Origin of the sequence: Streptomyces sp. JJ66 (assembly GCF_019303495.1) — a bacterium.
Classification (GTDB): domain Bacteria; phylum Actinomycetota; class Actinomycetes; order Streptomycetales; family Streptomycetaceae; genus Streptomyces.
In genome coordinates this window covers 331360-357722 of record NZ_JAEVFI010000001.1, presented here as the reverse complement: position 1 = coordinate 357722, position 26363 = coordinate 331360, and the positions used below count along the sequence as shown (strand labels likewise).

The window sequence follows — 26363 nt, the reverse complement described above, 5'->3', positions numbered from 1 at the left end:
GCAGCGGCGAGCAGTGGCCGTGACGGCGGTCCCGCCTCAGTCGCCCAGGACCCGGCGCAGGTAGTCGTTGCCGAAGCGCCGCTCAGGGTCGAGCCGGTCGCGCAGGGCCGTGAACTCGCCGAACCGGGGGTAAGCCCCCGCCAGGTACGCGGCGTCGCGGCTGTGCAGCTTGCCCCAGTGGGGCCGCCCGCCGTGTGCGGTCAGGATGCGTTCGGCGGCGGTGAAGTACGCGGCGTGCGGCGTGCCGCGGTAGACGTGCAGGGCCAGGTAGGCGGTGTCCCGGCCGGAGGCGGCGGAGAGCGTGATGTCGTCGGCGGGCGCGGTGCGCACCTCGATGGGGAAGCCGATGCGCAGCGCCGAGCGTTCCACCATGGCCTTCAGCTCGCGCAGGGCGGGCATCGCCGCCTCGCGGGGCAGCGCGTACTCCATCTCCAGGAACCGCACCCGGCGCGGACTGGTGAACACCTTGTAGGGGATGTCGGTGTACTCCCGGGCGGACAGGGCGCGGCTCGCGGCCCGGGCGAGGTACGGCACGGTGGGGGGCACCGCCTTGCCCAGGGAGCAGGCGGCCTGGAAGACGCCGTTGGACAGCAGCTCGTCGTCCACCCAGCCGCGCAGGCGGGGCAGCGGCCGCGCCGGGCCCGGCGTGCGGTTGTTGCGCTTGGTGTTGCAGTTGCCGGTGTGCGGGAACCAGTAGAACTCGAAGTGCTCGTTGACGGCCGTCAGCTCGTCGAACTCCGCGACGACGCGGTCGAGGGGCATCGGCTCCTCGCGGGCGTGCAGCCAGAACAGCGGTTCGACGCGGAACGTCAGCTCGGTGATGATGCCCAGCGCGCCGAGGCCCACCCGGGCGGCGGCGAAGACGTCGGCGTTCTCGGCGGGGGAGCAGCGCAGCACCGTCCCGTCGGCGACCACCATCTCCAGCGCCGCTATCTGCGTGGCGAGCGCGGCCGAGTCCCGGCCGGTGCCGTGGGTGCCGGTGCTCACCGCGCCGGAGACCGTCTGTTCCATGATGTCGCCCATGTTGGCCAGCGACAGACCTTCCCCGGCCAGCACCTGGTTGAGCTGCCTGAGCCGGGTACCCGCCGCGACCGTCACCGTCCCGGCCGCCCGGTCGATGGTGCGGACGCCGCTCAGTCGCTCCGGGCGCACGAGCACCCCGCCCGTCGCGGCGACCGCCGTGAAGGAGTGCCCGGAACCGACGGCCTTGACCGGCAGCCCTTCCGCCGCGGCCCGGCGCACCTGCTCGGCGAGCGCTTCGGTGGTGGACGGCGTGACGGTGCGCCGGGGCCGGGCGCTGGCGCAACCGGCCCAGTTCCGCCAGACCTCCCGCCGGCCCCGGGCCGTGCTGCTGCTGAGCGACACACTCACTTTGGTCCTCCCTGCCGGCGGCGGTGGACCGGATCATACTCGCGTGCGGCGTGCGAACGTCTTTCCCGGGTAGAGGGCTTGGCAGTCGCGGGCCGCCCGGCCCGCACGCGGGGAGAGGAAGGCCCATGGCGGTCGAGAAGACCAGCGTGCTCGTCCTGGACAGTGCGGAGCCAAAGATCCTGGCCGAGTTCTACGCCAAACTGCTCGACGCGGAAGCACAGCTGGGCCTGAACCCGGACTACATCCAGCTGACGACGCCGGCGGGGATCGCGTTGGCGATCCGCCGCGACCACGGGTTCGCGCCGCCGAGCTGGCCGCGCCCGGACGAGTCCCAGCAGGCGCATCTGCAGGTGCTCGTCGCGCAGCGGGACATGGACGAGGCCGAACGTGAGGTGGTCAGCCTCGGTGGGCGGCCCCTGGACACCAAGGACAACGGCGGCACGCACGACGTGCGGCTGTACGCGGACCCGGGCGGCCACCCCTTCGCCCTCGTCGCCCGCGAGGGCCGCGTCGCGGACTGAGCCCCACAGTCCCGGTGCCCCCCGTGACCGTCGCGCGGAGCCAGCGCCCGTGCCCGGGCCGTTCGGGGCGGCGCGCTCAGCGCGCGCCGGACGCGTCCGGCGCGCGCTGAGCGTCGGCGGACGTGCCCGGGGCCGCTTCCGCCAGCGGCGCGGACCTGGGTCCGGGGGGCTGAGGGGCGGCCTGACGCGCCGCCCCGGCCTGCGGTGGTGACGGCTGGCTCCGCGCCGGGGCGAGGCGGCGGAAACCGAGCAGGGCGACGAGTACCGCGCCCGCCCCGGCCGCCGCGGGTACCGCGTATGCCTGTTCGGCGCCGAACGCGTCCACCGCCCGCCCGCCGGCGGCCGAACCCAGGGCCATGCCGACGGTGACGCCGGCGCTGGTCCACGTCATGCCCTCGGTCAGCTGGGAGCGCGGGACCAGCCGCTCCACCAGCGTCACCGTGGTGATCATGGTGGGCGCGATGCTCAGCCCGGCCAGGAACAGCGCGAGCGCCAGCACGGGCAGGCTGTGCACGAACTGCAGCGGCACCATCCCGGCCGCGACCAGGCACACTCCCACCAGCCAGCGCCGGTGCACGGCTCCGCCCAGGTGCACCAGGCCGAACACGGCGCCCGCCGCGCACGAGCCAAGCGCGTAGCCCGCCAGCAGCAGACTGGCCGCCGCCTTGCGGCCCTGGTCCTCCGCGAACGCGACGGTGACGACGTCGATGGAGCCGAAGATCGCGCCCAGCGCGAGCCCGGTGGCGACCAGCACCTTCACGCCCGGCGTGCGCAGCGCCGTGCCGCGCGCCCGGGTTCCCGGCGCGTGCACCGGCGGTTCGGTGGCCCGCTGCGCCGTCAGCCAGAAGACGCCGGTGAGCAGGAAGCAGGCGGCGGCCAGCGGCCCGGCCTGGGGGAACCAGGCGGTGGACAGGCCGATCGCGAGGACGGGGCCGAAGATGAAGCACACCTCGTCCATGACCGACTCCCACGCGTACGCGGCGTGCAGTTCGCGCGGGCGCTCCCGGTAGATGGCCACCCACCGGGAGCGGATCATCGCCCCCAGGCTCGGCACGCATCCGGCGCCGGCCGCGCAGGCGAACAGCGTCCACACCGGCCAGCCGAGCACCGTGCTCGCCGTCACGCCCGCGACCGAGGAGACCGTCACCAGCGCCGCCGGGCGCAGCACGCGGCGCTGCCCGTACCGGTCCACCAGCCGGGACACCTGGGGCCCCAGCGTGGCCGAGGACAGCGCGACGGTCGCCGCGAGGGCGCCCGCCAGCCCGTAGGCGCCGGTGAGTTCGGAGACCATCGTCACGATGCCGATCGCGAGCATGCCGATGGGCAGCCGGCCGAGCAGACCGGCCGCGGAGAAGCCGAGGGTTCCGGGCGCGGCGAAGATCGCGCGGTATATGTGGGGCACGGGGAGGCTCGCCTACGAGGAGGAGGTAAGGCACGTGAGTTCGAATACAGCTTACGGGGTGGGCCGTCGTCCGTCCGCCCGTTTTCGGGTGGCAGGATCGAGCCCATGCCTGACGTGCGCCCCGAGCCTTACGACGCCCTGCTGCTCCTGTCCTTCGGCGGCCCGGAGGGGCCGGACGACGTCGTCCCGTTCCTGGAGAACGTCACCCGTGGGCGCGGCATCCCGCGCGAACGCCTGGAGGAGGTCGGGCAGCACTACTTCCGCTTCGGCGGTGTCTCCCCGATCAACGCGCAGAACCGTGAGCTGCTGGCCGCGCTGCGCGCGGACTTCGCCGCGCACGGGATCGACCTGCCGGTCTACTGGGGCAACCGCAACTGGGCCCCGTACCTGACGGACACGCTGCGCGAGCTGATCGCCGACGGCCGCCGCCGCGTGCTCGTCCTGGCCACCAGCGCCTACGCCTCCTACTCCGGCTGCCGCCAGTACCGGGAGAACCTGGCCGAATCGCTGGCCGCGCTCGCCGCGGAAGGTCTTGCGGTGCCGCGCGTGGACAAGCTGCGGCACTACTTCAATCACCCCGGCTTCGTCACCCCGATGACCGAGGGCGTGCTCACCGCGCTGGACGCGCTGCCCGGGGACGTCCGGGACGCGGCGCACCTGGTGTTCACCACCCACTCCATCCCGACGGCCGCAGCCGCCACCTCCGGGCCGCCCCAGGCTCACGACGGGGACGGCGGCGCGTACGTCGCCCAGCACCTGGACGTGGCCCGTCTGATCGCGGCCGCCGTGCGCGAGCGCACCGGGGTGGAGCGGCCGTGGGAGCTGGTCTACCAGTCCCGCAGCGGCGCCCCGCACATCCCGTGGCTGGAGCCGGACGTCTGCGACCACCTGCGGGAACTGCACGGCGCCGGGGCGCGGGCCGCGGTCATGGTGCCGATCGGCTTCGTCTCCGACCACATGGAGGTCCGCTACGACCTGGACACCGAGGCGATGGCCATGGCCGGGGAGCTGGGGCTGCCCGCCGTGCGTTCCGCCACCGTCGGCGCCGATCCGCGCTTCGTCGCCGGGCTGCGCGAGCTGGTGCTCGAACGGGCGGCCACCGAACGCGGCGAGTCGCCGGAGCGCCGCGCGCTGGGTGCCCTCGGCCCGTCCCACGACCTGTGCCCCGCCGGCTGCTGTCCCGCCCGCACCCCCCGGCCCGCCGCAGCGGGCGCCGACAGCCCCCACCACTGAGAGGAGCCCCGGCATGAGCGAGCCGGACCCCGCCCCGAGCCCGGACCTACCGCACCGGCTGACCGACGCCCTGCGCGCGGAGCTGCTGGACGTCGCGCTTCAGGCCGCGCGGCGGGCGGGCGCGCTGCTGCTCGAAGGCCGCCCGGCCGACCTGGGCGTGGCCGCCACCAAGACCAGCCCGATCGACGTCGTCACCGAGATGGACCTGGCGGCCGAGAAGCTGATCACTGGCTACCTCGCCGAGCGGCGGCCCGGGGACGGGCTGCTGGGGGAGGAGGGCACCAGCGCCCCGGGCACCACCGGTGTGCGCTGGGTCATCGACCCCATCGACGGCACCGTCAACTACCTGTACGAACGGCAGGACTGGGCGGTGTCGGTCGCGGCCGAGCTGGACGGGCACCCGGTCGTCGGCGTCGTCGCCGCCCCGGCCCGCGGTGAGGTGTACCACGCCGCGCTCGGGCAGGGCGCACGGCGCGACGGTCACCCGGTGCGCTGCCGCCCCGGCCCGTCCCTGGACCAGGCGCTCATCGCGACCGGTTTCAACTACGTCGAGACGACGCGGGCCGAGCAGGCCGCGATCGTGCGCGAACTCCTGCCCCGGGTGCGGGACATCCGGCGCTCCGGCTCAGCCGCGCTGGACCTGTGCGATGTGGCCTGCGGCCGCGCGGACGGCTACTACGAGCGCGGCACGCACCCGTGGGACTGGGCGGCCGGGGAGCTGATCGCCCGCGAGGCCGGGGCGCTGACCGGCGGACGCGAGCCGGGCAGCCGCCCCGACAGCGCGCTGACGCTCGCCGCCGCACCGCAGCTGTACGGGGTGCTGCGCGAGACCCTGCTGTCGCTGGGCGCGTAGCCGGTCCGGCGGGCTCGACGCACGGACGCGGCACGGCGGGCGAGAGCCCGCCCGGGTGGCCCCTGAGCGCCCGCGCCGACCGCCGGAGGCCGTGCTGGCCCGCAGAAGCCCGCGTGGCCCGCCCGGTTGGGACGAGGGCCACGCGGGCCAGGGGGCACGGCTCGTGGGCCGGGGCGCACCGGTGGGCGAGGGCCGGTCAGTGCGCGACGGAGACCTCGACGCCGTGTTCGTGGGCGATCCGGTGCAGGTCCTCCAGTTCCGCCTGTTCCACCTCGGCGAGGAAGTCGTCCCCGGCCTCGCGAGCGCGGCTCAGGTCGTGTTCCGTGCTCCTTATGCGCTGCAGCAGCCCTGCGGTGAACGCGTCCATGGTTGCGCCCCTCGTCGTGGGTCGGCGGCACGGGGGTGTGCCGGGGGTGAAGGCGATCACGGCGTGGTCCCCTTCGGCGTGCGGTGGCCGGGGAGTCGTCCGGGCGTACCGGTACGGGCCGCGGGTGGCATGCCGCCTACGGGGCGTGATCGAGGGTGTGCAGTGCTTCCTCCCCAAGCCGTTCCTCAGGGAAACCTCAAGCCGCGGAAAATCCCCTCCGAGTCCCCGCTGAATCCCCGCCGGGCTGCCCCTTACGGACGGTTTATCGGCGTTCGGGGCAGGATGGAGCCGGGCGCCCCGTGTCCCGGGCCGCCCGCAGACCTCCGTCACCCCAGGGGAAGGACCGTGCCGTGCGTGTACTCGTCGTCGAGGACGAGCAGCTGCTGGCTGACGCCGTGGCCACCGGGCTGCGCCGCGAGGCCATGGCCGTCGACGTCGTCTACGACGGGGCCGCCGCCCTGGAGCGGATCGGCCTGAACGACTACGACGTCGTCGTCCTCGACCGCGACCTGCCACTCGTCCACGGCGACGACGTGTGCCGCCAGCTGGTGGAGCTGGGCCTGCCCACGCGCGTGCTCATGCTCACCGCCTCCGGTGACGTCAGCGACCGCGTCGAGGGCCTGGAGCTGGGCGCGGACGACTACCTGCCCAAGCCGTTCGCGTTCAGCGAGCTGACCGCCCGCGTGCGCGCGCTGGGACGGCGTACCACCGTCGCGCTCCCGCCCGTGCTGGAGCGCGCCGGGACTAAGCTGGACCCGGGCCGCCGCGAGGTGTTCCGCGACGGGCGCCAGGTGCAGCTGGCGCCGAAGGAATTCGCGGTGCTGGAGGTGCTGATGCGCGCCGAGGGAGCCGTCGTCTCCGCCGAGCAACTGCTGGAGAAGGCGTGGGACGAGAACACCGACCCGTTCACCAACGTCGTGCGGGTCACCGTGATGACGCTGCGCCGCAAGCTGGGCGAGCCGCCCGTCATCATCACCGTGCCCGGTGCCGGCTACCGCCTCTGAGCGACGCACCTGAGCGTCCGCTCGCCCCCACGTTGGAGCGCAACCGCATGACCTCCTCGCCCCCACCCCACCCGACGCCGGACCCGACGCCGCCCCAGCGCCCACCGCACGGCCGCCTCTTTGGCCCGCCCGGCACGCCCCCGCGCCCCACCTGGGACCCGCCCGTGCCGCGCGGCCCGCTGCCCTGGCTGCGGCCGACCATCCGGATACGGCTCACCCTGCTGTACGGCGGCATGTTCCTCGTCGCCGGGATGCTGCTGCTGACGATCATCTACCTGCTGGCCGCCCAGGCGCTGGAGGACGGGGCCGCGCTGCCCATCCACGTGGTGCTGGGCAACGGCGGCAGCGTCCGGCTCACCTCGGAGGTGTGCGACATCCCCAGCGGCACCGACGCCAACGAGGCGGTGCGGCAGTGCCTGGCGATCCAGCGGCAGCTCGCGCTCGACACGCTGCTGAAGAACTCCCTGCTGGCGCTGCTGGGCCTGGCCGTCGCGGCGTTCGCCTTCGGGTACGTCATGGCCGGCCGGGTGCTGGCGCCGCTGGGCCGCATCACCCGCACCGCGCGCCAGGTCGCCGGGTCGGACCTGCACCGGCGCATCGAGCTGGAGGGTCCGGACGACGAGCTGCGCGAGCTGGCTGAGACCTTCGACGACATGCTCGACCGGCTGGACCGGGCCTTCACCGCGCAACAGCGCTTCGTCGCCAACGCCTCGCACGAGCTGCGCACCCCGCTGGCGATCAACCGCACGCTGCTGGAGGTGCAGCTGTCCGACCCCGGGGCGTCACCGGAGGTCCAGCAGCTGGGCAAGACGCTGCTGGCCACCAACGAGCGCAGCGAGCAGCTGGTGGAGGGCCTGTTGCTGCTCGCCCGCAGCGAGAACGAGCTCGTCGACCGCAAGCCGGTGGACCTGGCCGAGGTCGCCTCGCAGGCCGTGGAACAGGTGCGCGGCGAGGCGGCGGGCAAGGGCGTCACCCTGCGCGGTGTCCGCAAGCCCGCCTACCTCCAGGGCAACGGCGTCCTGCTGGAGCGTGTCGCGCTGAACCTGGTGCAAAACGCGGTGCGCTACAACCTGCCCGAGGACGGCTGGGTGGCGGTGAGCACGGACGTGGTGCACGGACAGGCGGTGCTGACGGTGGAGAACACCGGGCCCCTGGTACCGGCGTACGAGGTGGACAACCTGTTCGAGCCCTTCCGGCGGCTGCGTACCGAGCGCACCGGCAGCGACAAGGGCGTCGGGCTCGGCCTGTCCATCGTGCGCTCGGTGGCCCGCGCGCACGGCGGCTCGGTGACGGCGACACCCCGCGAGGACGGCGGCCTGCGCATGCGCGTCACCCTCCCGGTGTGAGGACGCCGCGTGCTGGCGGTGTGACGGATCGTCTCCGTTCAGTGAAAGGCCCCGTCCGGCATGCCCTGCCCGTCCCGCCGTGTTCGCTGCGAGCGTAATGTGCGGGTAAAGGGACGGTTTGCGGCTCTTGGCCCGCGCCCGGCCGGGTATGTGAGGCAGGACACGGGAAACCCCGGCCGGGCGCGCTCCGTGATCCGCACGTCGTCAGAAATGCCCGTAAAGTCGAGGTTTCCGCAGGTCGTGATCGCGGGAAGTACCCGAGACGGCCCGCCTGACGAGCGCCAGGAGGGACGCAGTACCCTCAGGCGGCGCCCCAGCCGGACACCCCTTCCGGGAGCCGATTGGGTGTCGTTTCAGTAACAGGACTTGATGTGAGGCAAAATCTCCGCCTCGGGACGGGCACAAAGACCGGCCCCTCACGCGTTACGTGCGCTGAGACGTCACTGAACCCAGAGGGGGAGAACAGACATGGCTACGGATTACGACACTCCACGCAAGACCGATGACGACCTCAACGAGGACAGCATCGAGGAACTGAAGGCCCGGCGGAACGACAAGTCGGCCTCGAACGTCGACGTAGACGAGTTCGAGCAGAACGAGGGCATGGAGCTGCCCGGCGCGGACCTCTCCAACGAGGAACTGGCCGTGCGCGTCATGCCCAAGCAGCAGGACGAGTTCACCTGCATGAGCTGCTTCCTGGTGCACCACCGCTCGCAGCTGGCCGCCGAGAAGAACGGCCAGCCGATCTGTCGCGACTGCGCGGCCTGACGGCGGACGGGCCGGTGACCGGCGACCACGCACGTGATGCCGGGCGAGGCCGCGCACGCGACGCCTCGCCCGTACCCCGCGATGCCCGCGCGGCGGGCGCGGCACGGCCGGGTGGCGCACTCCCCGAGCCGTCCGGACGCCGCGGGCTGCCGCGGCGACGCCGCAAGGACGCCGCCGCGCCCACGCCGTCCGGGCAGGCCGAGGCCGTGCGGGGCGACGGTACGCGCGCCGAACGCGGCACGGTGCGGGCCCTCGCGGGGATCGCCGCGGACCGTCTCATCCAGACGGCGCCCCGCATCCCCGTCCGTTCCCTGGCCACGCTGCGCGCGCAGTACCCCGGCAAGGGGCCGGAGGAGATCGCCGACGCCCTGGTGGCGACGGCGCTGAAAGGTTCCGCTACGGTCGGCGCCGGAGTGGGCGCGGCGGCGATGCTGCCGGTGCCCCCCGCGATGTCCGCCGAGCTGGCCGCGGAGACGGTCGGCGTGGCCTCCATCGAGCTGAAGCTCATCGCCGAACTGCACGAGCTCTACGGGCAGCGCCCACCCGGTAACGCCCGTCAGCGCGGCATGGCCTACCTCGCCGCGTGGACCCACCAGCGGGGCATCGACCCGATGGTCCCGGCCACGCTCAACGCCGCCCTCGGCGTGCAGCTGCGCCGCGAGCTGCGGAAGCGGCTGCTCAAACGCACCCTGCGCAACCTGCCCACCCTCACGCCGTTCCTGATCGGCGCGGTGGCGGGCGCGGCCATGAACCGCCGTGAGACGCGCAAGCTCAGCCAGGACATCCGCGCCGACCTGCGCAAGCGCCAGGTCCCGTGGGAGAAGCTGCCGCCCGCCGCTCAGCGGTCGCTGGGCGGCGGGGCGCCCAGCGACGACACCAGCCGCTGAGGCCGCCGCGTAGACAGGTAGACGTACGGAGTCGGGTCCTGCGGGTCGGTGACCTCGATCCGCACCGCCGTGGGCACATAGGCGCGCAGCACCATGAAGGCGCGCGGGTCCGCCTTGTGCGTCCGCCAGGCCCGCGCCTCCTCGGCGTCCAGCACGCTCGTCTCGCCCAGCGCGCTCAGCGGGATGCGCGCGTTGCCCGCGACCAGCGAGCCGGCGATCACGCGGATGCGCACCGACCCGTACGCGCTCACCCCCGCCGCGGCCAGCGCCGCGCCCGCCACCAGGGCCACCAGCATCGGTACCGGGCCGAGCGGCAGCACCACCAGGCCCAGGGTGAGCCCGGCCAGCAGGGGCAGCGTCAGCCACCAGGAGCGGGGTGCGGTCAGACGTTCGTCGTACGGCTGCATGCCACTAACCTTGGCACGTCACCGGCCAACCCTGGCACGTCACCGGCGCGCGGTCCGCACCGGCGATGCGAGGGCCTGCGCCCCGCGAACCCGGCACCCGTACGGGCAGCGCGGCGGCGGCGGTAGGGTCTGCTGACGTGACCTCTCAGAGAACCTCGCTGACGCCACCGGCGGACGCACGCCCACCCGTGCGCCACCCGGACGCGCCCGCGCCGGGCGAGCCGCTCGGCTCCCACTACGACCAGTGCTTCGGCTGTGGCTCCCAGCAACCACACGGCCTGCACCTGGACGCCCGGGCGGCCGAGGGGGTGGGCGTCACCGCCGAGTTCACCGTCAAGCCCGAGCACCAGGGCGCCCCCGGCCTCGCCCACGGCGGCGTGCTGGCCACCGCGCTCGACGAGACCCTCGGCGCGCTGAACTGGCTGATGCACACCATCTCCGTCACCGGCCGGCTGGAGACCGATTTCCAGCGTCCCGTGCCGGTCGGCTCGGTGCTGCACCTGGACGCCCGGGTCACCGCCGTGCACGGCCGCAAGATCTACTGCACCGCCGTCGGCCGCGTCGGTGGCGCCGACGGACCGGTGGCCGTACGGGCTGACGGCCTGTTCATCGAGGTCAAGGTCGAGCACTTCATCGACAACGGCCGCCCGGACGAGATCCAGGCCGCGATGAACGACCCCGACCAGCTGCGCCGGGCCCGCGCCTTCGAGGTCAACCCGTGAGCGCGCCGCAACAGCCCGTGGACGTCCTCATCCGCCGCCTGGACGCCCAGGTACCGCTGCCCGCCTACGCCCACCCCGGTGACGCGGGCTGCGACCTGGTCACCACCGAGGGCCGCGACCTGGCGCCCGGTGAACGCGCCGTCCTGCCCACCGGGCTGGCGCTCGCGCTGCCCGATGGCTACGCCGCCTTCGTCCACCCGCGCTCCGGGCTCGCGGCCCGCCTCGGCGTCGCCCTGGTGAACGCCCCCGGAACCGTCGATGCCGGGTACCGTGGAGAGATCAAGGTGATCGTGGTCAACCTGGACCCGCGCGAGACCGTGCGGTTCGCCCGCTTCGACCGCATCGCCCAACTCGTCGTCCAGCAGGTCGAGAAGGTGCGGTTCCACGAGGTGGCTCAGCTGCCGGGCTCGGCGCGGTCAACCGGGGGCTTCGGTTCCACGGGCGGATACAACACCAACGTTGCGGTCGACGGCAGCCAGGCCGCCGACCTGAAGGGACAGTGACGTGTTCGGACGTCGCAAGCGTGCGGAAAAGGCCGAGAACGCCGAGCAGAACGCCGGGCTCTCGGCGGACATCACCTCGGCGGACGCCGAGGAGGCCGCGGCCGACGACGCGGCTGCGGGCGGCGCGGCGGCGGGCGGCGCGGGCGATGCCGCCTCCCGCGTCAAGCTTCCCCCCGCCCCCCGCCCCGACGGCCCGTGGGACGTATCCGAGATCAGCAAGCCCGCCGAGGGCCGGGTTGACCTCGGCGGCCTGTACGTGCCCGGCGTGCAGGGCATGGAACTGCGCGTCGAGGTCGCCGGGGACGCGATCGTGGCCGCCACCGTCGTCCTGCGGGACAGCGCCATCCAGCTCCAGGCGTTCGCCGCGCCCAAACGCGAGGGCATCTGGGACGAGATCCGCGAGGAGATCGGCGCGGGCATCACCCAGCAGGGCGGTGTCGTCGACGAGGTCGAGGGACCGCTGGGCTGGGAGACGCGCGCCCAGGTGCCGGTACGGCTGCCCGACGGCAAGAACGGCGTGCAGGTCGTGCGCTTCATCGGCGTAGACGGCCCGCGCTGGTTCCTGCGCGGCGTCATCTCGGGACAGGGCGCGGTCCAGCCGCAGGCGGCCGGGGTGCTGGAGCAGATCTTCCGCGACACGGTGATCGTGCGCGGCGACGCGCCGATGGCCCCGCGCGACCCGATCGTCCTCAAGCTCCCGCAGGACGCGGAGATGGTCCCCGACGGCGTCCGCCAGGACGACGCCACCCAGGGCTCCCGCTTCGCCGGCGGCATCGACAAGCTCCAGCGCGGCCCGGAGACCACGGAAGTCCGCTGACGCGGACGCCCGGCCGACGCCTCCCGCCCGGTCTCCTTTCGCCTTCCCCGCCGAGCGGGGGCGGTGGCCGCCCGTCCGCCCCGCGCCTCTTCCCCACCGAGCCGGGCATGGGGGTACCGCTTCGAGCGGTGAATCCTCCGGCGCCCGGCGTGCCCGGACCGCTCCCGGCCCGGCACCGCAGAGGGTGAGCGGAGCACGGCTCGGCAACAGAAGCGTGAAGCTGCTCACCGGGGTTACCGCCTGCGCCGAGCGGCCCCGTACGCTGGCACGTATGAGCGGTAGTAGCAACTCCGACGTCGCCGGCAAGCGGGCCAACGGCCGGATACGGCGCCTGTTCGGCCGGTTCCAGCACCCGGACGAGCACGTTCCCGCGCCGCCGCGCGACGACACGGCGCTCAGCGGCTGCACCAAGATCTGCGACTGCTCCGACCGGCAGATCGTCAAGGTGACCGGAACGCTGCGTACCGTTACACTCCGGCCCCGGGCCGGGGTGCCCGCGCTGGAGGCCGAGCTGTTCGACGGCTCCGACTCCCTGGACGTCGTCTGGCTGGGGCGGCGCGCCATCGCGGGCATCGAACCGGGCCGTACGCTGATCGCCTCGGGACGGATCGCGATGAACCGCGGCCGCCGGGTGCTGTTCAACCCCAAGTACGAGCTACGACCCTGGGACAGGAGCAGTGAGTGACCTCACTCGACAAGCCGGCCACCGGGCCGGGGGAGCCGGAGCCGGACGGGCCGAAGGCGCCGCTCTCGCCACTCGCGGCTGAACGGTCGCCGGGGGCCGGGCAGCCGGGGCCCGCCGATCAGGAGGTCACCAAGGCGGCGTTCCTGGAGGCGTTCGGCGGCGTCCGGGGCATGATCGAGACGACCGTCCCCGGGCTGGTCTTCGTCCTCAGCTACACGGTCAACCGCGACATCCACGTCTCGGCGATCGCCGCGCTGGGGCTCTCCGCGCTCATGGCCGTCCTGCGCCTGCTCGGCCGCGACACCGTCAAGCACGCGTTCAGCGGCGTCTTCGGCGTTCTCCTCGGCGCCGTCTTCGCGATGATGTCCGGGGACGCCCGCAACTTCTACCTGCCCGGCATGCTCTACACGCTGGTGCTGGCCATCGCCTACATCGGCAGCTCCCTCGCGGGCGTACCGCTGCTCGGCGTCATCCTGGGACCGCTGTTCAAGGAGAACCTCTCCTGGCGGACGCGGAACCCGGGGCGCAAGAAGGCGTACACCAAGGCCAGCTACGCGTGGGGCTTCGTCCTCCTGGCCAAGTCGGCGATCACTTTCCCCATCTACTTGTGGGGCGACGCCACCCAGCTCGGCTGGCTGCGCGTGGCGCTGGGCATTCCGCCGTTCCTGCTGTGCGTCTACCTGACCTGGATCTTCCTGGTAAAGGCGCCGCCGCCCATCGACGTCTTCGCGGAGATGGAGGCCGAGGAGCGGCGCGAGCAGGCCGAGGCGGAGGCGCGCGAGCGCGCCGGGCGGGAGGACTTCGCCGCCCGCCCGGCGGACGGCGGACCGGTGGACGGCGCCGGGACCGTCCGCGTCGATACGCCACGGGAGGGCTGACCCCGCCGACCGCGAGGGTCCCCCGGGCGTCAGCCCCCCCGATGCCCGGCCCGCCGGGGCGGGCAGGGCCGGGGTGCGCCACCCACGCCGGGCGCCCGGGCGGCACGCCGATCGCGTGCCGCGCGTCAGAGCGCGTCGTCGTCCGCCGGGCCTCGGTGGACCGACAACAGGTCCTCCAGCTCCCGCTCACGGGCCGGGGAGGCGACGAACAGCAGCTCGTCACCGGCCTCCAGCGCGTCCTGTGGGCTCGGCGGGAGCACGCGGGTGCCACGGATGATCGTCACGAGCGTGGTGTCCTGCGGCCAGGCGACGTCACCGACCCGCGTACCGGCCAGCGCGGCCTCCGGGGCCAGCGTCAGCTCCACCAGGTTCGCGTCACCCTGGCTGAAGCGCATCAGCCGCACCAGGTCGCCCACACTGACGGCCTCCTCGACCAGCGCCGACATCAGCCGCGGTGTCGAGACGGCCACGTCCACGCCCCAGGCCTCGTTGAACAGCCACTCGTTCTTGGGGTTGTTCACCCGCGCCACCACGCGCGGCACGCCGTACTCCGTCTTGCTGAGCAGGGAGACGACGAGGTTGACCTTGTCGTCCCCCGTCGCCGCGATCACCACGTTGCAGCGCTGCAAGGCCGCCTCGTCCAGCGCGGAGATCTCGCACGCGTCCGCCAGCAGCCACTCCGCCAGCGGCACCCGCTCGACGGCGATGGCCGTGGGCGCCTTGTCGATGAGCAGCACCTCGTGCCCGTTCTCCAGCAGCTCGCCGGCGATCGACCGGCCGACGGCACCCGCTCCGGCAATGGCAACTCTCACCGCTGCTGCTCCCCTGCGTCGCCCGGGCCGCGGTCGAAGACGGCCTCCACCTCACCGACCTGGTCACTGCGCATCATCACGTGCACCAGGTCGCCCTCCTGCAGTACCGCGTGCGCATCGGGCAGCATGGCCTCGCCCAGCCGGGTGATGAAGGCGATGCGCACCCCGGACTCGGCCTCCAGCCGCGCGGCCGGCAGCCCGAACCACTCGGGCGAGACGTGCACCTCGGCGAGCTGGACGCCGCCGGTCGGATCCAGCCACAGCGGCTCGGCACCGGCGGGCAGCAGGCGGCGGAGCATCTGGTCGGCCGTCCACCGCACGGTGGCGACCGTCGGGATGCCCAGGCGCTGGTAGACCTCGGCGCGGCGCGGGTCGTAGATGCGGGCGGCGACGTTCTGCACGCCGAACATCTCGCGGGCCACGCGGGCGGCGATGATGTTGGAGTTGTCACCGCTGCTGACGGCGGCGAAGGCGCCCGCCTCCTCGATCCCGGCCTCGCGCAGGGTGTCCTGGTCGAAGCCGAAGCCGGTCACCCGCCGTCCGCCGAAGCCGGAGCCCAGGCGGCGGAACGCCGTCGGGTCGCGGTCGATCACGGCGACGGTGTGGCCCTGGTCCTCCAGGGTCTTCGAGAGTGCGGCGCCCACCCGGCCGCACCCCATGATGACGATGTGCATGAGGCCGCTACCTCACACCTTTCCCCTGCTGCGATCACCTGGATGAACACCGTAACGCTACCCGCCGACACCTGCGGCTCCGCCACCGAGGTGTGGCGGCACCCGGCGCGCCACTAGACTGGACGGCTGCCCCTCCCGCACCCCGTTTCCCTGGAGCTCTACGCCATGTCCACCGCAGCATCCCAGGGGACGAACCCCGCTTCGCCCGAGCCCGCCACCTCCGCCGAGTCCGCCGTCGGGCAGGAGTTCGAGGTGACGGTCGGGCCGGTCGCCCACGGGGGCCACTGCGTCGCCCGGTCCGAGGCGGGCCAGGTGCTGTTCGTGCGGCACACCCTCCCCGGCGAGCGCGTCATCGCCCGCGTCACCGAGGGCGACGTCGGCGCCCGTTTCCTGCGCGCCGACGCCGTCACCATCCTCGACCCGTCCAAGGACCGCATCGAGGCCCCCTGCCCCTTCTCCGGCCCGGGCCGCTGCGGCGGCTGCGACTGGCAGCACGCCAAGCCCGGTGCCCAGCGCCGCCTGAAGGCCGACGTGCTGACCGAACAGCTCGCCCGCCTGGCCGGGCTGACGCCCGAGGACGTCTCGTGGGACGGCACCGTCGAGCCCGTCCCCGGCGACAAGGTGCCCGCGGGCGAGGTCCCCGCCTGGCGCACCCGCGTCCAGTACGCCATCGACGCCGAGGGGCGCGCCGGTTTCCGCCGGCACCGCTCGCACGAGGTCGAGCCCGTCGGCCACTGCCTCATCGCCTCCGAGGGCGTCAGCGAGCTGGGCATCGAACGCCGCACCTGGCCGCAGACCGCCTCCATCGACGCCATCGCCGCCTCCGGCTCCACCGACCGCCAGGTCATCGTCACCCCCACGTCCGGCGGCCGCCTGCCGCTGGTGGAGCTGGACCGCCCGGTTTCCGTGCTGCGCGCCGAGGAGCAGCGCGGCCGGGGCGGCGAGTCCCGCACCGTGCACCGCGTCCACGGCCGCCCGTTCGTCCGCGAACGTGCCGACGGCCGCACCTGGCGCGTCGGAGCGGGCGGCTTCTGGCAGGTCCACGCCGCCGCGGCCGACCTTCTCGTCGATGCCGTCATGCGCGGCCTGACTCCCCGCAAGGGCGAAACCGCGCTCGACCTCTACTGCGGCGTCGGCCTGTTCGCCGGCGCCCTGGCCGACCGGGTCGGCGAACGCGGCGCCGTGCTCGGCATCGAGTCCAGCAAGCGCGCGGTGGAGGACGCCCGCCACAACCTCGCCGACTTCCCCCGCGTCCGCGTCGAACAGGGCCGCGTCGAACGCGTGCTGCCGCGCACCGGCATCACCGAGGCCGACATCGTCGTCCTCGACCCGCCCCGCTCCGGCGCCGGCCGCGCCACCGTCGAACTCCTCGCCTCCATGGGCCCCCGCCGCATCGCCTACGTGGCCTGCGACCCCGCCGCCCTCGCCCGCGACCTCGCCTACTTCGCCGCCTCCGCCTACCACCCCCGCTTCCTCCGCGCCTTCGACCTGTTCCCGATGACCCACCACCTGGAGTGCGTCGCCATCCTCGAACCGGCCGCGAAGGGCTCCTGAACTGCGAGTTTGAGTGATGTGCGTTATGTGCACTATGGGTGTTACGGGCGATATCTTGACGCTGGAATGACGCTCTGCGAGGCATGTTGACGCTCATTTGACGCTTGCTCTGATCGGCCATCAGGTCCATTGCGCCGCTGGTCGGGCGGCCTCCTGACTGTACGGGTGCGGCAAGGTGCTAGGGGGTCTTGCGCTCAGCCAGCGCCCGCTGTGCTGGGTGCAGGAAGATCCGCCAGGCGGACAGGGGCTCGGTGAGGATCCGCCCGAACTCGGCGAAGTCGCCGGTGACCACGAAGGCTTCCTTGGTGGCGGGGCGTTCGATCGCGGCCTCGTAGTCCTGGGTGTCGACTTCCTCGGCGGTGGCCGCGAGCGAGCTGACCTGCTCCCAGACCTCTTCGACGGGCATGCCGTCGGCGAGGCACAGGATCACGTCGCGAGCCAGCTTGGGCAGGGTCTCGACGATGCCGAGGACCGCGTCCTCGCTGCGGATCTCGCGGAGCGCCGGAACGATAGAGGTGTGGACGCCCAGTCGTTCGAAATCAGCGTCGGAGACGCCGGCGAACAGCGACGGGGTATCGGGCGCGATGTCGGCGGCCTTCGGCTGTCCGCTGAGCGTGCCATAGAGGCTGCCGAGGTTGATCAGTTCGATGCCGCCGGTGACCTTGTTGATGTCGAAGAGGATGTTCGCGGCGAAGTCGTAGGCGTCCTCGTGAGGCAGCACAGCGACCAGGTAGTAGATGCGGTCGGCGTAATGCATGAGCACGGCCCGGTAGTTGTCGGTGACGCGTGTGGTGCGGACCCTCCTGTCCTTGGCGCCTTTCGGCGGCTCAGGTTGAGGCCGTTGGAGTCCGGGTCGCGCTGCATCTTCATGACGAACTGCAGCACCTGCGGCTGGACGGAGCCGTCCAGCGCGTCATAGGACTTCCCGAAGACGTCCGCCATGATCACCTTGGCGCCGGACATCGGTTCCCCTCCAACTTCTCGATGAGCTCAGTTTCATTCACGGCGCCGGCTCTCGCGACGTACCATCCGTCGCGCGCGAAGATGGCGTCTCGCTGCTGGTCCAGGTCGATGAAGATAGCGACCTTCTCGTCTGGCCAAGCGAGTTCGGCCTGCATCGCCTGGTCTCCGTACTCGAAGCCGACTTCCGGCACGTCGATGCGTCCATGGCGGGCTTCCTTGACGAGAGCGAGAAGGACATCCTCGACCTGGGACGAGGCCCATTCGATCGCTTCGGTCCATGCCTGGGGCAGCGGCTGCGGGGCCCCTGCCTCTGTGGGCAGCGCACTGGTCAGCAGAGCCACGGTATGCGGATCGACCTGGTCGCTGGTGGACACTGCGACCTGGTGGAAGGAGCGGGGGAGCTCGTCGCCAGCGGCGGGCTGCAGGAACTGCAGCAGGTTCGACCAGCTCAGCCAGTCCACCCAGCGGTCCTTGCGCCCGTTGCCTGTGATGGCTTCCGGCCGGTCGTCGAGCACGGCCAGTGCGGACCATGCCCGCATGTCCGGTTGCTTGCTGCGCGGCTCAGGCCGACGGTCCAGGAGGCCGATGATCCGCGTCTGGCCTGTGGTGCGGGCGTCGAACGCGACGGCCTCTGCGGCCGAGGCCGAGGCCGACAGGCTCGCGCCCCGCAGTACGTCGGGAAGCACTCGTCCGGTCTCTTCGCGGTCCACCGGCTGGGGCGCGCCGCTGCTCCGAAGCCGTCCAGCAGGCCGGCTGCCCGTCGAGCCCACTTGGCCCGATCGGGGTCGGCGAGGAACTCCAGCAGGGTCTCGACCGGGTTGCGCAGCACCGGGTCAGGGTGTCGTTGGGGCGGGTCTGGCCGATCAGGCTTAGGTGGATCTGGCGGGCGAGCTGGAGTGCGGCATCTGTGTGAAGTGGCCTGGCATGGGCACGAACCTGCTGCCCTTCCGCCGCGTTGCCGACACCCGCTGTCCACGTCATGACGTCGTCCCAGGTCAGCTGCCACACCAACAGGCCGTCCGCCCAGAGGGCCGCTCGCTTGGCAGCGTCGTCGGCGATGCGGTTGACCTTCTCACTCGCGTGGAAGGCGAAGCCGTCGAGGAAGACCGCGACCCGTTCCGCTGGGCCGTCGGTCCGCTCCAGGAGGAAGTCGGGTTCGCTGGGCACGGAGGTGTTCAACCGTACGTGGTCCCGCATGCGCCAGCGCGTGGCCGCATCACCGCGGGTGAAACGGAGTTCGTGCTCCACTCCGCCCTGGCCGGCCTTGGCGGCGACCGATCCGTCCTCCTCGTCTCTGCGGCCCCAGGTGATGAGGGTGCGGACGAACCGGTCCTCCAGCTCGCTGTCGACGAGCTGGTCGATGCGTACGCCAGAGAGAGTGTCGACCGCTTCGACCGCCCAGTCCTTGAGAATCTCGTCCAGGAGTTCCTTCGCGATGCGCAGCGAGACGTGCGGATGTTCGCTGCTGGATACGAAGGGGAGAAGACAGCGGTGGCAGGGCGTGCGCTGCTCCTCTTCTGGCAGGGGCAGTCCCGTAGCGCTGTCTGCGCGAGGGTCAGGACGCGGTGCAGCACCGCGGCGTCCGCCAGGTGCTCCAGGTAGCCGGTGCCGCCGGGCATCGAATCGTGCAGGACGAGGAACCGTCGTCGCAGTTCCTGACTGTCGCCGGGCATGCTGTCGGTGACCACACGGATGTGGTCGGGAGCGCCGCCGAAGTGCTTGGTGATGCCCAGGAGCAGGGCCGCCTAAAAGGAGATGAGGCGGTCGGCGAGGTCCATCGTGGAGACGGGCAGCAGGATGCGCAGCGCCTGGGTGGTGAGCTCGTGGGCGAGCAGCAGCTTCTCCGTCGGCTCGTGGGCGACGCCGTCGTCGCGGTGTGAGCACCAGTACGCATGCCGGGTGCCGATCCGCTGGGCCGAGGGGTCCCATGCCTGCGGGTGGGTGCCGCGCACACCTCCGCATTCCAGGCACGTCTCGAAGCCGGAGACCTGGACGTCTTCTCCGCGGATCGCGTGGGCCGACCCAGGTGCGGCTGAGGGGCCGAGGTTGATCGTGCGGATCGTCGCCACGCGGGCGAACTCGACGCCGAAGGGCAGGCCGCTGCTGGAGCGGCGCCACGCCCTCAGCCCTCGTCGCTGTGGAAGATGTTGCCGGGGGCAAGTTCGGTAAGCGCGAGCCGGGAGCCCCGGCCGTAGTCGGTCGAGCTCTCGTCGAACTCCCCGTCGCTGTCCTTCCACCACAAGGTGGCGTCCAGGACGGTCGCGTCGTCGTGGAGGGTGTAGTTGGGCAGCAGGCCCAGCCGCACCAGGGCGTTGATCGAGTTCTCCGAGACGAGCGTCCCGGCGCTTGCGTACGGTCCGCTGCTCCGCGAAGAGCTGGCGCCGCTGCTTGTCGCGTTCAGGATCACCGGAAGCGGTCGACAACGCGTCGAAGGCCCGGCCGATCTGCCGCATCCTCGAGCGCAGGGCAGCCACTCGCTTGTTCCACGCGCTGGCCGCGGCTCCGACGGCTTCCTCCAGGCCCTGGGCGGCGAAGTGCTGGACACCCTGGGCCACGGCCGGGGTCATCGCGAGGAACAGAGCGATGAACGCGGCGGACAGCTGGGCATGGCGGGTGCCCGCGACGTCGAGGAAGCGCCGGAACCAACCGTCCTCGGCCAGGCCATGTCCGAAGAGCTCACCGATGCGCGGCGGCATGGGGCGTTCGGGGATCGACGTGCCGTCCCACAGGCTGCGGTCCGCGGCGCGGTCGAAAAGGAAGGCCAGGTACTGGCGGCGCAGAATCTCCGAGGCGTCCAGGTAACAGTCCGGCGGGATGATCCGGCCCGCCAGCATCTGCTCCGGAACGTGCAGGTAGTAGTGGCTACGGGCGCCCCGCGGTACAAAGGTGACGGTGAGCGAGTTGCCGGTGCTGCGGCCCGCCCGGCCGATCCGCTGCGCATAGTTGGCAGGTGCGGGCGGCATGGAGGCAAGAAGCACCGCAGACAAGTCGCCGATGTCGATGCCGAGTTCAAGGGTGGGCATGCAGGTGAGGACGTTCGGGTCGAAAGCCGACGCCCTGGTGGGAGTGGGGCCGAGGGTTCCATGGGAGCCTCCATCTCTGCGAGATAGGGGCTGAGCCGTACGAGACCGTCCCGGCACTCGATGGCTAGCTGGTAGTACCGGCGGTGAGTCCCACGGACGCGCAGCGCGTCGCGCCAGCCTCCTGCCGGCGTGCGGTGGAGGGAGTCCTCCGGGGAAGCCTCGTGCAGAGCCGTCCACAGAGGTGTCAGGCGCCGGTACATCCGACGCCGATGGGCCAACAAGCGGATGGTCATCCACCGCGAGGCGGCCGCAGGATAGAGAATCCCCGCGACGTCGAAGGCGGACGGCCAACAATGGGCCGTAGGAAGATGGAGGCAAACTTCCCTGAAGCGGGGGAAGTTGGCAGCCTCAGGGCGAGTTCCGTGCTCGACGCTCTATCGTCGATCACGCAGCGGCTTCGAGACGGCCCTCGGCTAGGTCCTCGGAGACCGCACCGGAGATCCTCCGCCACCTGCGGAAACGCGAGCGCCTAGAGCAACGACCTGCGGCAGCCGAGAAGGTGAAGCCACAGGCCAGCGGGCATGTCGTTGCTCCAGAGGCTCCGAAGTTCGTCGAACTCGGGCCAGTGACATCACCGGGTTCGCCCGCGCCGCCCTCGTCCTGCTCCAACTGCACTCGGACGTACCACCTGAACGAAGAGCGCAGACCGTCACGAAGCGTTATCGAGAAGGGATCACCGCCCCGAGCCGGACGCGTCGGCAGCGTAGACCTGGCGGATGAAACGCCGTTGCCACGGTACTTCGACCGCACGGGAATGGTAGTTCTGCCTCACCCATTTGACCGCCTCCTTGGGATTCATGCCCTCGAAGACGCAGATCGCGGAGAGTCCTGTGCCGGTCCGACCGATGCCGCCCCCGCAGCAGATCTCCACGCGTTCGCCCGCGGCGCGGTCGTAGGCGATGCGAAGTTTGCGCATCGCGTCCACAGGGTCGGCGGGAAGCCAGAAATCCCGCCAGGGAATCCACAGGGACTCCCACGGCGGCTTGGGCGGTTCGTGATCCGTCAAATGCACGGCAAACGTAGGGGTCTGCCCCTCCGGTAGATCGGATCTGAGCCCGCGTCCGCGAATCATCCGCCCGGAGGGTAGCGTAACTACCTTGGGGCTATCGGTGTTCCACAGTTCGGTCATGATGTACCCCGTTTCGATCGGTTCCGTAAAATCGATTTGTCGGCCATTGCGATGGTCCCCAGCGGGATCTGGGGAAGCACTTGTTGGGCATGGAAAACCAGCGCGAAGGCTAAACCCTCAGCCTGCCCAAGGGTGCCCGCTGCCGCGCCCAGCACGGCCACCTCGAAGGTACCCAGCTGGCCCGGCAGGGTCGGCAGGGTATTGGAGACCTCGATCGACAGCAGTACGAGCACGAGGACGGCCACCGGCGGCTGTAGATCCAGAGCCTTCGCGATGGCCACCGCAGCCAGGAAGTCCAGGGCCCGGGTGATGAGCGCGGCCGCCCCCACTTCCGCGAAGACGCGCGGGCGGCGGACCGGGCCGAGTGCCGTGCGCACGTCGAACACGATCTTGCGCAGCCGGCCCTCCCGGGCGGGGGCGGACGGGGTGCGTGCGACCCCCGCGATCAGTACGGACAGCACCGTCAGTACGGCCGCATATACCCAGGCGACGGCCACCGCCCAGCCCGGCACGTGGCTCCCCGGCCACCAGATGAACACCAGGAAGGGCACCAGACCCAGGCTGGAGAAGAACTTGCGGACCATCATGAGCGTGACGGTCACCGACCGGGCCACCCCCTCGCGCAGCAGGTAGCCGACCCGGAGGAACTCGCCCACCCCCTCCGGGGTGACGGCCGCCGCCGCCTGGACGGCGAACTCGATCCGCACCAGGAGGGGGAACCGGATCCGGACCTCGGTGAACATCGCGTTCCAGCCGACGGCCCGGGTCACCTGCGACGCCACGTTGGCCAGGATGGCCACAGCCAGCCAGCGCCAGTCGGCGGCCTTCAGTGCCGCCCACAGACGGGCCGTGTCCAGACCCCGCAGAGTGATCACCAGGCCGATGCCCACCGCCACGAACAGCAGCGCCTGGATCACCCGGGTGCGCGTGCTGGTGATCTTCGGCGGGGACTCGGTCCGGGTCACGGTTCGCTCCGCAACCTCACGGTCCCTGCGTCGCCGTCCACGGCCAGCATGTCCCCGGTTCCGATCCGCGAGGTCGCGGTCCGCACGCCCATCACCGCCGGGATGCCGTACTCGCGCGCCACCACCGAGCCGTGGGACAGCGCGCCCCCGACGTCGGCCACCACCGCGCCGGCCCGGGCCAGCAGCGGCGCCCAGGCCGGCGTCATCTGGCGTACGACGAGGACCTCCCCCTTCTCCAGCGTGCCCGCGTCCGCGAACTCGTGGATCACCCGGGCCCGGCCCGTGTAGCTCCCCGGGCTCACCGCCGATCCGCTCAGCCCGTCTCCCTTGTTCTCCCCCCGCTTGGTCCCGAACAGCGCCAAGGAGGTGATGTCGGACCCGAAGAGCGTGATCCGAGCGTCGGCGGGGACCACATCGGGCGGATCGAGCCGCCGCTGTCGCTGGCGCCGCAGTCGGCGCTCACGCACCAGTTCGCGCCACCGCGGGTCGATCACACCGGCGTTCACCCAGCCGCTGAGCTCCTCACCGGTCAGGTAGAACACGTCGTCGTCGGCGTCGAGCAGGCCGGCGAGGACCAATCGGCGGCCGAGTTCGAGATATCCGGCCCGCATGAACGGCCAGCCAAGCGTGAAGGAGTGAAGGGCCTCGTCCCGTACTCCGCTCCAGTGGTTCGCCCACCGGTGGACCCCGCGCCGCAGCCCCCCGACCGGACCACGTCCGAGCCGGAGACCCGGGGCTCCGCCGGGGCTCGATGCCGGTGCCAGGGCGCTCGGGTCGCCGCCGCCGCGGCGGCCGGCGATCACCGAACGGAGCATGGAAGGGTCGTCGACCGCGGTGGGTTCGGCCGGGTCGAGGCTGTACACCAGGTGCCCGAAGCGCCGCAGGTACTCCTGCAGCAGTTCTTCCTCGTCCTCCGGGGTGGCCGCGGCGACCCGGTCCAGGGCGCGGTCGGCCTGGTGGGCGAGCCGGTCGTCGCCCACGAGCAGGGATCCGGTCGTGAGCCCGGCGGTGTGCCGGCCGCCGCGTGCCAATACCACCCCCAGCAGCCACTCGCTGGTGTTCCAGTGCCAGGCGAGGCCGCCGATCACCGCCCAGTAGCGGGCGCTGAGGTCCTCGATGGTCCGGATCCGTCGCAGCACCTCGGCAGGTGTCAGGCTTTCGAGGGGCGTGTCCCGTGCCCGGTCCAAACCGGCCCGGAGCGCGGGCAGTACCTCGTGCCGCCAGAGCCGTTCCACCGGCGAGAGGTGGAAGGACAGCCATCGCGCGATGAGTCGCAGGGTGCGCAGCGGATACCGGGAGAGGGGGAAGTCGAAGCGCAGATAGGCGAACCCGTTCACGGTCCCGTGCATCGGCTCCGGGATCAGCGGGCTGCGCGCGCGCAGTCTGTGCGGACCGCCCCAGTTGGTCGCCCACCGGTCGATGAGCGCCGGGAACAGGGTGGTGGCGAAGAGAGGGGAGAGCGGATCGGACAGCCATGAGTCGCAGATGCTCATCCGGGCCCACCGCGCACCGGGGACCTCGCTCGCCCAGTCGCCGAACTGCGTCGGCTGCGGGACGGCGGCGGTGATCGGGCGAGCCTGCAGCAGGTGCAGTCCGGCGTCGTCCAGCGCCCACTCGATGTCCTGCGGTGCGCCCAGCGCCCGCTCCACCGCCAGAGCCGTGCGGACCAGTGAGCGCAGTGGGCCCCCGCTCCCGTCCGTCTCGCCCATCCGCTGCGCGAACGCGGTGCTGAACACGGGCGCGTGCGGCTCTTTCCGGGAGAACGCCACCCGGTGCGGGTCCACCCTCCCGTCCACGAGCTGCGCGCCGAGCCCCTCGACCGCCTCCACGTGGACCAGGTGGTCGCCGTCGGCGACCGGGGCCTCCGCGGTGAAGAGCGCCCCGGCCCAGTCGGGAACCACCATCGCCTGGACCACGACGGCCATCGCCGGGACCTGCTCGGCGAGGCCGATCCGGCCTCGGTAGACCCCGGCGGCGGCGGAGTGCCGGGAGCGTTGGCAGCGGCCGACGGCCGTCAGCAGCTCTTCGAAGGTGCGGACGCCGAGCACGCTCTCGTACTGGCCGGCGGCACTGCCCGCCGCACCATCCTCGCTGGTGGCCGACGAACGTACGGCGACTCCGTACGGGGCGGGCAGGGCCTCCCAGCAGTCCCGTAGCTGAGCGACCGCGTCGTCGCGCAGCCCCGACCCGCCGGCGCTCTCCCCGTCCTCCTCCAGGCCCGCCGCGGGGGTGAAGACTTCCACCGGGAGACAGAACCCTGGGGGGACGGGAAAACCCGCCGCCATCAGCCGGCCCAGCCCCTTGGCCTTGCCCCCGACCCGTTCGACGGGTAGGCCCGCGGCCTCGGTCAGGCTCACCACGCCCTCAGCCATGCTCTGCCACTTCCACCCACTGCTGATAGAAACGCCGGAAGCGCCGCACGCCCTCGTCACCGGGCACGTAGATGCCGTGCCGGTCCCCTGGCAGCAAGGTGTCGAAGACCGGCAGGTCCTGACGGGCGGCCACCTGCACTTCCGCTCGGTGCACGAGCGAACGCAGCCACCCCAGGGCCCCCGCTCCGTCGGGGTCGACGGCGGCGCTGATGTGCTGGATGCTGTGGTGCTCCCCGACCGGGGTGACGGCCAGGATCATCCGGTACAGGCGTCGGCCGTCCGCGTAGTACTCGATCTCCTGGCAGCTCGCCCAGCCGCGCATCCGCAGGGTGAACTCGCGCGCGTTGAGCCCGAACGCGTTCGACAGGGTGCCCAGTGCGCCCCGGTATGCCGACCAGGTCAGGGTCGCGTCGCAGCGTTCCGACGGCCCGTCGTCCGGCGCTCCGTCACCCACTGCCCTCTCGCGCCCGTCCGGAAACACGATCCGGGCCTCGCCGGTCACCGTCAGCCCGTGCAAGGCCACCAGGTGGTCCGGATCGTAGGTGTTCTCCAGGATCCGCCGGGTTGTCGCCCGGGTCGGGTCCGCCAGCCGGAAACTGCGTACGCCCGGGAACCGCCGCGCTTCGAGGCCCGGCAGGTCCGGTGGCTCGTAACGGGGCGTCCTGCTGCCGTACCACGCCCACACATAGCCCGAGCGTTCACGGGTGGGCAGCGTGGCGACGGCGGCCCGCGCCGGCGGGCGGCGCCCCGGCACGAAGACGCACGCCCCGGATTCGTCGAACCGCCAGCGATGGAAGGGGCATTCGAGCGTGCCGTCGACCACCTTGCCGCCGTGCAGGGCGGCCCCCGCGTGCGGGCAGACGGCGCTCTGTACACGGGCCTGGCCGTTCTCGCCGCGCCAGCCCACGTAGGTGTTGCCAAAGAGAGTGATCCGGCGCGGCCGACGACGCAGCTCCGCCGAGGACAGCGCGACGTACCAGCCCGAGGCGAGGTTCGTGACGGGCCGAGCCGACGCGGCCAGCCGCTCAGACGTCCTGTGTCTCATCC

27 protein-coding genes and 1 pseudogene are annotated in these 26363 nt (G+C 72.2%); 13 read left to right on the top strand and 15 right to left on the bottom strand.

Going from position 1 to position 26363, the window contains the following annotated elements; translation table 11 throughout:
• Positions 1-36: 36 nt before the first annotated feature.
• The gene (locus tag JJV70_RS01510) at positions 37-1371 is read right to left on the bottom strand and encodes a D-arabinono-1,4-lactone oxidase (RefSeq protein WP_308294631.1); all 1335 of its coding nucleotides are present in this window, start codon (positions 1369-1371) and stop codon (positions 37-39) included.
• Between the two features lie 125 nt (positions 1372-1496).
• Between JJV70_RS01510 and JJV70_RS01505 the strand changes: the two genes are divergently transcribed.
• On the top strand, positions 1497-1892 hold the full coding sequence (locus JJV70_RS01505) for a VOC family protein (protein WP_219045641.1): 396 nt from the start codon (positions 1497-1499) through the stop codon (positions 1890-1892).
• 76 nt (positions 1893-1968) lie between these two features.
• Here JJV70_RS01505 and JJV70_RS01500 read toward each other — a convergent pair whose 3' ends face one another.
• Complete coding sequence (locus JJV70_RS01500; RefSeq protein WP_219045640.1) at positions 1969-3294, bottom strand: MFS transporter; 1326 nt, start codon at positions 3292-3294, stop codon at positions 1969-1971.
• Between the two features lie 105 nt (positions 3295-3399).
• Between JJV70_RS01500 and JJV70_RS01495 the strand changes: the two genes are divergently transcribed.
• Both JJV70_RS01495 and JJV70_RS01490 read left to right on the top strand, forming a co-directional pair.
• A complete protein-coding gene (locus JJV70_RS01495) occupies positions 3400-4527 on the top strand; it encodes a ferrochelatase (protein WP_219045639.1) in 1128 nt (375 codons plus the stop codon).
• Positions 4528-4585: 58 nt separating this feature from the next.
• On the top strand, positions 4586-5380 hold the full coding sequence (locus JJV70_RS01490) for an inositol monophosphatase family protein (RefSeq protein ID WP_219045735.1): 795 nt from the start codon (positions 4586-4588) through the stop codon (positions 5378-5380).
• A 196-nt stretch (positions 5381-5576) separates the two neighbouring features.
• On the opposite strand, the gene JJV70_RS01485 is transcribed toward JJV70_RS01490, so the two are convergent.
• The gene (locus JJV70_RS01485) at positions 5577-5747 is read right to left on the bottom strand and encodes a hypothetical protein (RefSeq protein ID WP_219045638.1); all 171 of its coding nucleotides are present in this window, start codon (positions 5745-5747) and stop codon (positions 5577-5579) included.
• 350 nt (positions 5748-6097) lie between these two features.
• Between JJV70_RS01485 and JJV70_RS01480 the strand changes: the two genes are divergently transcribed.
• From JJV70_RS01480 to JJV70_RS01465, 4 genes are all read left to right on the top strand, one after another.
• Positions 6098-6751, top strand: coding sequence for a response regulator transcription factor (locus tag JJV70_RS01480; RefSeq protein ID WP_219045637.1), 654 nt, complete (start codon positions 6098-6100; stop codon positions 6749-6751).
• A gap of 47 nt (positions 6752-6798) precedes the next feature.
• Positions 6799-8097 (top strand): HAMP domain-containing sensor histidine kinase, encoded by a 1299-nt coding sequence (locus JJV70_RS01475; RefSeq protein ID WP_219045636.1) that lies wholly within the window; start codon positions 6799-6801, stop codon positions 8095-8097.
• Between the two features lie 468 nt (positions 8098-8565).
• Positions 8566-8865, top strand: a complete 300-nt coding sequence (locus tag JJV70_RS01470) for a DUF4193 domain-containing protein (protein ID WP_219045635.1) — start codon at positions 8566-8568, stop codon at positions 8863-8865.
• A 14-nt stretch (positions 8866-8879) separates the two neighbouring features.
• Entirely contained in the window at positions 8880-9752 is an 873-nt protein-coding gene (locus JJV70_RS01465) for a hypothetical protein (RefSeq protein WP_219045634.1), read from the top strand.
• Here JJV70_RS01465 and JJV70_RS01460 read toward each other — a convergent pair.
• The gene (locus JJV70_RS01460; protein WP_219045633.1) at positions 9704-10159 is read right to left on the bottom strand and encodes a DUF3093 domain-containing protein; all 456 of its coding nucleotides are present in this window, start codon (positions 10157-10159) and stop codon (positions 9704-9706) included. The genes JJV70_RS01465 and JJV70_RS01460 overlap by 49 nt on opposite strands.
• 137 nt (positions 10160-10296) lie before the next feature.
• On the opposite strand from JJV70_RS01460, the gene JJV70_RS01455 reads away from it, so the two are divergent.
• From JJV70_RS01455 to JJV70_RS01435, 5 genes are all read left to right on the top strand, one after another.
• Positions 10297-10881, top strand: coding sequence for a PaaI family thioesterase (locus JJV70_RS01455; protein WP_308294630.1), 585 nt, complete (start codon positions 10297-10299; stop codon positions 10879-10881).
• On the top strand, positions 10878-11384 hold the full coding sequence (gene dut / locus JJV70_RS01450; protein WP_219045631.1) for a dUTP diphosphatase: 507 nt from the start codon (positions 10878-10880) through the stop codon (positions 11382-11384). Before JJV70_RS01455 ends, dut begins: the two co-directional genes overlap by 4 nt.
• 1 nt (position 11385) lies before the next feature.
• Positions 11386-12201, top strand: coding sequence for a DUF3710 domain-containing protein (locus tag JJV70_RS01445; protein WP_219045630.1), 816 nt, complete (start codon positions 11386-11388; stop codon positions 12199-12201).
• A gap of 271 nt (positions 12202-12472) precedes the next feature.
• Positions 12473-12886: an OB-fold nucleic acid binding domain-containing protein gene (locus tag JJV70_RS01440; RefSeq protein WP_219045629.1), complete on the top strand. Its 414-nt coding sequence runs from the start codon at positions 12473-12475 to the stop codon at positions 12884-12886.
• A complete protein-coding gene (locus JJV70_RS01435; protein WP_219045628.1) occupies positions 12883-13764 on the top strand; it encodes a DUF3159 domain-containing protein in 882 nt (293 codons plus the stop codon). The genes JJV70_RS01440 and JJV70_RS01435 overlap by 4 nt, the downstream gene beginning before the upstream one ends.
• A gap of 125 nt (positions 13765-13889) precedes the next feature.
• Here the strand turns inward: JJV70_RS01435 and JJV70_RS01430 are convergent, their stop codons facing one another.
• Positions 13890-14576, bottom strand: a complete 687-nt coding sequence (locus tag JJV70_RS01430) for a TrkA family potassium uptake protein (protein WP_219045627.1) — start codon at positions 14574-14576, stop codon at positions 13890-13892.
• Entirely contained in the window at positions 14573-15250 is a 678-nt protein-coding gene (locus tag JJV70_RS01425; protein WP_219045626.1) for a TrkA family potassium uptake protein, read from the bottom strand. Before JJV70_RS01425 ends, JJV70_RS01430 begins: the two co-directional genes overlap by 4 nt.
• A 165-nt stretch (positions 15251-15415) precedes the next feature.
• On the opposite strand from JJV70_RS01425, the gene JJV70_RS01420 reads away from it, so the two are divergent.
• On the top strand, positions 15416-16804 hold the full coding sequence (locus tag JJV70_RS01420; RefSeq protein WP_219045625.1) for a class I SAM-dependent RNA methyltransferase: 1389 nt from the start codon (positions 15416-15418) through the stop codon (positions 16802-16804).
• A 178-nt stretch (positions 16805-16982) separates the two neighbouring features.
• On the opposite strand, the gene JJV70_RS01415 is transcribed toward JJV70_RS01420, so the two are convergent.
• The 9 genes and pseudogenes from JJV70_RS01415 to JJV70_RS01390 all read right to left on the bottom strand — a co-directional run bounded on the left by JJV70_RS01415 (position 16983) and on the right by JJV70_RS01390 (position 26361).
• Entirely contained in the window at positions 16983-17567 is a 585-nt protein-coding gene (locus JJV70_RS01415) for a hypothetical protein (protein WP_257573133.1), read from the bottom strand.
• A gap of 181 nt (positions 17568-17748) precedes the next feature.
• On the bottom strand, positions 17749-18453 hold the full coding sequence (locus JJV70_RS22375; RefSeq protein ID WP_257573132.1) for a hypothetical protein: 705 nt from the start codon (positions 18451-18453) through the stop codon (positions 17749-17751).
• Positions 18454-18942: 489 nt separating this feature from the next.
• Entirely contained in the window at positions 18943-19455 is a 513-nt protein-coding gene (locus JJV70_RS22370) for a DUF1998 domain-containing protein (RefSeq protein ID WP_308294629.1), read from the bottom strand.
• Between the two features lie 57 nt (positions 19456-19512).
• Positions 19513-20907, bottom strand: a complete 1395-nt coding sequence (locus JJV70_RS22365) for a helicase-related protein (RefSeq protein ID WP_308294628.1) — start codon at positions 20905-20907, stop codon at positions 19513-19515.
• A pseudogene (locus JJV70_RS23095) lies at positions 20877-21050 on the bottom strand (DUF6545 domain-containing protein); the annotation flags it as partial. The gene JJV70_RS22365 and the pseudogene JJV70_RS23095, both read right to left, overlap by 31 nt.
• Positions 21051-21523: 473 nt before the next feature.
• Complete coding sequence (locus JJV70_RS01405) at positions 21524-21979, bottom strand: protein phosphatase (protein ID WP_219045624.1); 456 nt, start codon at positions 21977-21979, stop codon at positions 21524-21526.
• Positions 21976-22896 (bottom strand): lysylphosphatidylglycerol synthase transmembrane domain-containing protein, encoded by a 921-nt coding sequence (locus JJV70_RS01400; protein WP_219045623.1) that lies wholly within the window; start codon positions 22894-22896, stop codon positions 21976-21978. Before JJV70_RS01400 ends, JJV70_RS01405 begins: the two co-directional genes overlap by 4 nt.
• 44 nt (positions 22897-22940) lie before the next feature.
• Positions 22941-25316, bottom strand: coding sequence for a PEP/pyruvate-binding domain-containing protein (locus JJV70_RS01395; RefSeq protein WP_219045622.1), 2376 nt, complete (start codon positions 25314-25316; stop codon positions 22941-22943).
• Entirely contained in the window at positions 25309-26361 is a 1053-nt protein-coding gene (locus JJV70_RS01390; RefSeq protein WP_219045621.1) for a Rieske 2Fe-2S domain-containing protein, read from the bottom strand. The genes JJV70_RS01395 and JJV70_RS01390 overlap by 8 nt, the downstream gene beginning before the upstream one ends.
• Positions 26362-26363: the final 2 nt, after the last annotated feature.

What these genes read in the sequence shown, in the direction of transcription:
- JJV70_RS01505 (WP_219045641.1), top strand. Translation starts at nt 1,497, where the DNA reads ATGGCGGTCGAGAAGACCAGCGTGCTCGTCCTGGACAGTGCGGAGCCA.
- JJV70_RS01495 (WP_219045639.1), top strand. Translation starts at nt 3,400, where the DNA reads ATGCCTGACGTGCGCCCCGAGCCTTACGACGCCCTGCTGCTCCTGTCC.
- JJV70_RS01485 (WP_219045638.1), bottom strand. Translation starts at nt 5,747, where the DNA reads ATGGACGCGTTCACCGCAGGGCTGCTGCAGCGCATAAGGAGCACGGAA.
- JJV70_RS01475 (WP_219045636.1), top strand. Translation starts at nt 6,799, where the DNA reads ATGACCTCCTCGCCCCCACCCCACCCGACGCCGGACCCGACGCCGCCC.
- JJV70_RS01470 (WP_219045635.1), top strand. Translation starts at nt 8,566, where the DNA reads ATGGCTACGGATTACGACACTCCACGCAAGACCGATGACGACCTCAAC.
- JJV70_RS01460 (WP_219045633.1), bottom strand. Translation starts at nt 10,159, where the DNA reads ATGCAGCCGTACGACGAACGTCTGACCGCACCCCGCTCCTGGTGGCTG.
- JJV70_RS01440 (WP_219045629.1), top strand. Translation starts at nt 12,473, where the DNA reads ATGAGCGGTAGTAGCAACTCCGACGTCGCCGGCAAGCGGGCCAACGGC.
- JJV70_RS01425 (WP_219045626.1), bottom strand. Translation starts at nt 15,250, where the DNA reads ATGCACATCGTCATCATGGGGTGCGGCCGGGTGGGCGCCGCACTCTCG.
- JJV70_RS01420 (WP_219045625.1), top strand. Translation starts at nt 15,416, where the DNA reads ATGTCCACCGCAGCATCCCAGGGGACGAACCCCGCTTCGCCCGAGCCC.
- JJV70_RS01405 (WP_219045624.1), bottom strand. Translation starts at nt 21,979, where the DNA reads ATGACCGAACTGTGGAACACCGATAGCCCCAAGGTAGTTACGCTACCC.
- JJV70_RS01395 (WP_219045622.1), bottom strand. Translation starts at nt 25,316, where the DNA reads ATGGCTGAGGGCGTGGTGAGCCTGACCGAGGCCGCGGGCCTACCCGTC.
- JJV70_RS01390 (WP_219045621.1), bottom strand. Translation starts at nt 26,361, where the DNA reads ATGAGACACAGGACGTCTGAGCGGCTGGCCGCGTCGGCTCGGCCCGTC.